The 5714-nt window shown below is 60.9% G+C and carries 7 protein-coding genes and 1 tRNA gene; 4 read left to right on the top strand and 4 right to left on the bottom strand.

Annotated elements, in window-relative coordinates:
* The first annotated feature begins 68 nt into the window (after nt 1-68).
* Together JO015_20540 and JO015_20535 are read left to right on the top strand one after the other, a co-directional pair.
* The gene (locus JO015_20540; protein ID MBW0001490.1) at nt 69-281 is read left to right on the top strand and encodes a 2-phospho-L-lactate guanylyltransferase; all 213 of its coding nucleotides are present in this window, start codon (nt 69-71) and stop codon (nt 279-281) included.
* Complete coding sequence (locus JO015_20535) at nt 278-517, top strand: type II toxin-antitoxin system HicA family toxin (protein ID MBW0001489.1); 240 nt, start codon at nt 278-280, stop codon at nt 515-517. The genes JO015_20540 and JO015_20535 overlap by 4 nt, the downstream gene beginning before the upstream one ends.
* 361 nt (nt 518-878) lie before the next feature.
* On the opposite strand, the gene JO015_20530 is transcribed toward JO015_20535, so the two are convergent.
* From JO015_20530 to nuoB, 4 genes are all read right to left on the bottom strand, one after another.
* Nucleotides 879-951: transfer RNA gene (locus tag JO015_20530), tRNA-Phe, on the bottom strand.
* 204 nt (nt 952-1155) lie between these two features.
* Entirely contained in the window at nt 1156-1341 is a 186-nt protein-coding gene (locus JO015_20525; protein MBW0001488.1) for a CPXCG motif-containing cysteine-rich protein, read from the bottom strand.
* Between the two features lie 38 nt (nt 1342-1379).
* Nucleotides 1380-1985, bottom strand: coding sequence for an NADH-quinone oxidoreductase subunit C (locus JO015_20520; protein ID MBW0001487.1), 606 nt, complete (start codon nt 1983-1985; stop codon nt 1380-1382).
* Nucleotides 1982-2506 carry an NADH-quinone oxidoreductase subunit NuoB gene (nuoB, locus tag JO015_20515; protein ID MBW0001486.1) on the bottom strand — a complete coding sequence of 175 codons (525 nt, stop codon included), beginning with the start codon at nt 2504-2506 and terminating at the stop codon, nt 1982-1984. Before nuoB ends, JO015_20520 begins: the two co-directional genes overlap by 4 nt.
* 132 nt (nt 2507-2638) lie before the next feature.
* On the opposite strand from nuoB, the gene lepA reads away from it, so the two are divergent.
* Nucleotides 2639-4435 carry an elongation factor 4 gene (gene lepA, locus JO015_20510; protein ID MBW0001485.1) on the top strand — a complete coding sequence of 599 codons (1797 nt, stop codon included), beginning with the start codon at nt 2639-2641 and terminating at the stop codon, nt 4433-4435.
* Nucleotides 4436-4443: 8 nt separating this feature from the next.
* Entirely contained in the window at nt 4444-5559 is a 1116-nt protein-coding gene (gene lepB / locus JO015_20505; GenBank protein MBW0001484.1) for a signal peptidase I, read from the top strand.
* Nucleotides 5560-5714: the final 155 nt, after the last annotated feature.

The raw sequence follows: 5714 nt of genomic DNA, 5'->3' as shown, positions 1-5714 counted from the left end.
GGTTGTGACTCAGTCACAACGGCGTGGTAGGCTCTTTGTGGTGCGAATGTGTCACGTCCGCGCAACCTATGGGTCGACATCTTACCTTTGACATTTTGCCGGATGGGGGCGGCGGTTACCATGCCCGGTGCCGCCAGGCTGACATCTTTACCCAGGGTGAAACCTTGGATGAGGTGCGCAAAAACGTGCTTGAGGCGGTTCAAGGCCACTTTTTCGATCAGCCTAACGATTATTTCGTCAATTTCCAAGTGGCCGAAGAGCGGGTACGAATACCGGCTTGAAGCTGCCGCGCGATCTTTCGGGCTCAAACCTTGTCCGTTGCCTGTGTCGCCATTGGGGCTACGCGGTCGTGAATCAAGAGGGCAGCCATGTGCAGCTCGAAATGCTGACCCCCAGCAAGCACCGGGTCACGGTGCCGGCGCACGGTGCGCTTAAAGTGGGCACCTTAGCGGACATCCTGCGAGTGGTCGCTCGGCACAAGGGGGGTTCGCGTGAAGACGTGCTCAATAGCCTTTGAGGCCCTGCAGTCCCTCGAGCCCGACCCAACCGCGCTTTCGGTAAGCAAGCGAGGCCTTCGCCGTACGCGAGCTCGGGCCAAGAATGCCGCGGCACGGCCCCCGAAAATCCGGTCCGCTGACGCTATGGCTGCAGCCCTTCCGACTGCAGTCCATCACCGCCGGCTTACGCACCGTTGCGGACCGCGGCAACCCGGGAAGCGCCCCGGACGGCGGGTGGGGGTGGCCGGCGCGCGCCGCCTTAAGCGCGGTCTGAACGCAACCGGACGGGCGTGGATAACGCCAGACGTGTTCTCACTTCCGTTCTCACTTTGCGGCGAAAACGCCCCGTTGCTTGCGTAAGACGTTGACTTCCAAAGGGTGTGGCTAGGGGCGGAATCGAACCGCCGACACGAGGATTTTCAGTCCTCTGCTCTACCGACTGAGCTACCTAGCCTTCTAAATCCGCGCCGGGGCCGGTTGGACGCCAAAGCCGCCTGCGCGGGAAAGTACGCACCTGCTATCTCTCCAGCTTCCCAACGCCTGACGCCGAAGCGCCGGGCCCGGGCAGGGCGGAGAGACCGCGAATATGGAGCGTTCGGGGGAGGGTGCAAGCGGATTTTCGCGGACGGGGGAAAATCGCTGGTTTCGAGCGGTGATTCTAGGCCCGCCGGACGTCGACAGAGGTGATTTCTCCGGCGGTGCACTCGATGTCGATCTGAATGGGCCGGCAGCAGACCTGGCAGTCTTCGATGGTGCAGAAGGCCCCTTGCGAGGTGTCGATGAACGTCGAGAACACCGCGCCGCAGTAGGGACAGGAGATTTGAGCGATCTGTTCGAGGTCCACGCCAAACCTCCCGTCTTTCGGACCGACGCTCAAGCCGGTTAATCCGATCCGCCCGGGACGCTCTCGCCGTCTTCCGGACGCCGCGCGCGGGGTTCGCGGTCCTTGGTGCCGGCCGTGGTCGGGACGGTGACGAACGGGCCGCCCGCCAACGGCGCAGGCCGCGAGAAGGCAACGTCTGGCACCTCGCTCGCTTTGCCCTCCAAGGGGAAATCCTTGCGCAGCGGGTAGAACGGGTAGCCGTCCCACATGAGTATCCGGCGGAGGTCGGGATGGTTGGCAAACTGGATGCCCATCATGTCATAGACCTCCCGCTCGTGCCAGTTGGCCGTCGCCCAGATGTGGCTGACGGTCGGCACTTCGAGGTTGTCCTCGGAAACCGTTGTCTTCAGACGGAGGTGCAGCCCGGGCTGCCCGGGATTGAGGGTGTACAGTTCGTAAACGAGTTCGAACCGCGGTTCCTCACCGAAATGGTCCACGCTCGAGATGTCGAGCAGGACGTTAAACCCGAGCTCTTCTTTGCAGGTCCGGCATACGGCCTCGATCTGGTCCAAAGGCAGGGTCAGGTTGGTTTCGCCACGGAACTCAGTTTTTTGAAGGATGCGAAACCGGCTTTCCAACGCAACGATGACGTCAGCAATGGTCATGAGAAAACCTCGAGAAGCTCGCGCTTCTGGTCGGCCAGCGCGCGTTCGGTATCGATCTTGCGCTGCAGCTTCATCAAGCCTTCGAGCAAGGCTTCAGGCCGGGGCGGGCACCCGCTGACATAAACATCGACGGGCAGGAGCTGGTCGATGCCTTGCAACACGGCGTAGCTGCGGTACATGCCCCCGGAGGAAGCGCAGGCACCCATGGCGATGACCCATTTCGGCTCCGGCATCTGGTCGTAGATCCGTTTGACGGCCAACGCCATCTTGTAGGTGACGGTGCCGGCGACGATCATGACGTCGGATTGCCGGGGTGAAAAGCGCATCACTTCGGCCCCGAAACGGGCGATATCAAAACGGGCAGAGGCGGTGGCCATCAGTTCGATGGCGCAGCATGCCAAACCCATCGGCATAGGCCAAAGTGAATTTTTGCGCATCCAGTTAACGCAGGCATCCAAGCGGGAAAAAATAACATTGCCTTCGACTTTGGAATCGTAGGCAGCAGGAGCAACTTCGGCCATACGCGGAGCTTAGGGCCCGGCGGCGCCCGAGCAAGTGAAAAAAATCACAAGGAAAATAACGCTTGCGCAGCCCGCGCCCGCTGCGTTGACGCCGGTACCCGCGTGCACGATACTGCGTCTCTTTCACCTTTCATGGAAAGCCAGTTCACGCGGAATTTTTGTATCATTGCGCATATCGATCACGGCAAGACGACCTTGTCCGATCGTTTGCTGGAGTCGACGGGCACCATTGAGGAGCGGGACAAGCAGGATCAGTTGCTGGATTCCATGGACCTTGAACGGGAGCGCGGGATCACGATCAAGGCGCACCCGGTGACGATGAAGTACCAGGCGAAGAACGGCCACCAGTACCGTCTGAACCTCCTGGACACGCCGGGTCACGTCGATTTTTCGTACGAAGTATCCCGGAGCCTGGCGGCGTGCGAGGGGGCGATCCTGGTGGTCGACGCGGCCCAGGGGGTGGAAGCGCAGACGGTGGCCAACGTCCACCTGGCGCTCAAGCAGGAACTGACGATCGTCCCGGTAATCAACAAGATCGATCTGCCGAACGCGGACGTGCCCACCGTGCAGAAGCAGCTGGAGGATATTCTGGCGATCCCGGGTTCGGAAGCGATCCTGGCCAGCGCGAAGACCGGCCTCGGCATCGAGGGTATTCTCGAAGCGATCGTCGAGCGCATTCCTCCGCCCAGATCGTTCGGGGACGACAAGTTGCGGGCGCTGATTTTCGACTCGGTTTTCGACATTTACCGCGGGGTGGTGGCGTACGCCCGGGTTTTCTCGGGCTCAATGGACGCGGGCCAGGCAGTGAAACTGATGAGCACCTCAAAGAGCTATGAGGTCAAGGAGACGGGCATTTTTACCCCGAAACCGCTCGCGCAGGAAGGGCTGCGAGCGGGCGACGTCGGTTACTTCATCGCCAACATCAAGAGCACCGCGGAGATCAAGATCGGCGACACCCTGACCGAGCAGCGGAGCCCGGCGGCGGAACCGCTGCCCGGGTTTCAGGAAATTCACCCGATGGTGTTCAGCGGCATTTATCCGATCAACACCGCCGACTTCGAGCACCTGAAGACGGCGATGGGCAAGCTGCAGATCAACGATTCGGCGTTTACTTATCAGGCGGAAAACTCGGTGGCGTTGGGGTTCGGTTTCCGTTGCGGCTTTCTGGGCCTGTTACACATGGAAATTGTCCAGGAACGGCTCCGGCGCGAGTTCAACATGGACATCATCGCCACCTATCCGAGCGTGGTTTACCAGGTGGTGAAGACCAGCGGCGAGACGATCGAGGTGGACAATCCGTCGTTCCTGCCGGACCCGAGCGTGATCGAGGAAATCCAGGAACCGACCGTGGAGTGCTTCGTCATGTGCCCGAACGAGAACATCGGGGACATGATGCAGTTGATCACGGAGAAGCGGGGCGAGGTGCAGCACACGGAATCGCTGGATACCCGGCGGGTGATGCTCACGGCGGTCTTGCCGCTCAACGAGATCCTGGTCGACTTCAACGACAAGATCAAATCGCTGACGCACGGTTACGGTTCGATGGACTATGAGTATGCCGGTTACCGGGCGTCCGATCTGGTCAAGCTGGACATGCTGGTTAACGGCGAGCCGGTGGACGCATTCTCGAGCATCGTCCATCGCGATAAGGCGGAGGCGCGCGGCCGCCTGCTGGCGGCGAAACTGAAGGAGGTAATTCCGCCGCAGTTGTTCCAGGTTGCCATCCAGGCCGCGATCGGCGGCAAGATTATCGCCCGCGAGAACGTTTCGGCCTTGCGCAAGAACGTGACCGCCAAATGTTACGGCGGCGACATCACCCGGAAGCGCAAGCTTTTGGAAAAGCAGAAGGAAGGCAAGAAACGGATGAAAGCCATCGGCCGGGTCAACATTCCGCAGGAGGCCTTCATTGAAGTCCTGAAGACCAGCTAGCCGACGTTGTGTTTACTCCAAAGTACATTCAGGAAGGCCGCGCTCTGCTGAAGGCTGCCCGCAAGATTATTCGTTACCGCAAAGACGTCAGCGCGCCTGAGGACCTGGCGGCCGTCGAACGGCAGATGGTCGAACTGCGGGCGGCCCTGGGGGCACGTTCCCCGGAAAAGGTGAGGGCGGTCGAGCGGCCCCTGATCGAGCGTCTTGGAAAACTGGAAGGACCTTCCAGGAACCGGTCGCTGACCGAGAACGTCGAGCTGGTCCTGGTGGCGGTGGTCCTGGCCCTCGGGATTCGGGCTTTTTTCCTGCAGCCGTTCAAAATCCCGACGGGCTCGATGCAGCCGACGTTGAACGGGGTAATCGCCAAGCGGATGGCGGGTCCCCCTCCAAATCCGCTGGCGCGCGCGTTTGAGTTTCTCACGCTCGGACGAACCTACGAGGACGTTCTTTCGCAGACGGATGACGATGCGATCGTCGCCGTCCAGCCGGCCAAGGTGAACATGCTCTGGGAAGGGTCGGCCGTCGTCATGAGGTCGGGTCAGGTTTACCGGGTCGGCATTACCCCCGAAGTTCTCCGTTACCAGTTGCGGGTGGGGGAGGGACAGCGTTTCCGCCACGGTCAACCGATTGTGCGCGCCTATGCCGACCTGGGCGACCAGTTGTTCGTCGACCGGTTCACGTACAATTTCACCAGACCGCACCGGGCGGATGTGTTCGTTTTCAAGACGAATAACATCATCGGAATTCCACCCGCGCCTGACGGGACCAGCCAGCATTACATCAAACGGCTGGCGGGCATTCCCGGGGATACCTTGCGGATCGATGCTCCCAACCTGTTCATCGACGGCAACCCGGCCGAGGAACCAGGTTTCAAACGGGTGGAATCGCGGCAGGATGGTTACACCGGTTACACCAACGACCGGCCTGATCTGCCCTCGATGGTGTACCTGGCCAACCCGGGCTCAACGGTCCAGATACCCGAACACGCCTATTTTGCGTTGGGTGACAACAGCGCCAATAGCCTCGACAGCCGGTACTGGGGCTTTGTGCCGGAGGAGAACGTGGTCGGGCGGGGCCTGTTCGTCTACTGGCCGTTCACGAGGCATTGGGGACTGGTGAGGTGACGGGCGCCGTCACACGGCGGGCACAGCGGGTTTGGCGGGCACCACGGAAGAGTTCACACGGCGAACACGGCGGACCACGGCGACCACGGCGGAAGGCAGGAATCATCCGCAGAACACGCAGAAAAGAGAAAAGATCCACAGATTACGCAGATTCA

The sequence above is a fragment of the Verrucomicrobiota bacterium genome, from assembly GCA_019247695.1.
Classification (GTDB): Bacteria; Verrucomicrobiota; Verrucomicrobiia; order Chthoniobacterales; family JAFAMB01; genus JAFBAP01.
The sequence above is the reverse complement of the archived record's forward strand: the minus strand, read 5'-3'. Positions and strand labels throughout refer to the sequence as shown.

Bases quoted from the DNA above. Each gene is read 5' to 3' on its own strand.
- JO015_20540 (MBW0001490.1), top strand. From the start codon at position 69: ATGGGTCGACATCTTACCTTTGACATTTTGCCGGATGGGGGCGGCGGT.
- JO015_20520 (MBW0001487.1), bottom strand. From the start codon at position 1,985: ATGACCATTGCTGACGTCATCGTTGCGTTGGAAAGCCGGTTTCGCATC.
- nuoB (MBW0001486.1), bottom strand. From the start codon at position 2,506: ATGGCCGAAGTTGCTCCTGCTGCCTACGATTCCAAAGTCGAAGGCAAT.
- lepA (MBW0001485.1), top strand. From the start codon at position 2,639: ATGGAAAGCCAGTTCACGCGGAATTTTTGTATCATTGCGCATATCGAT.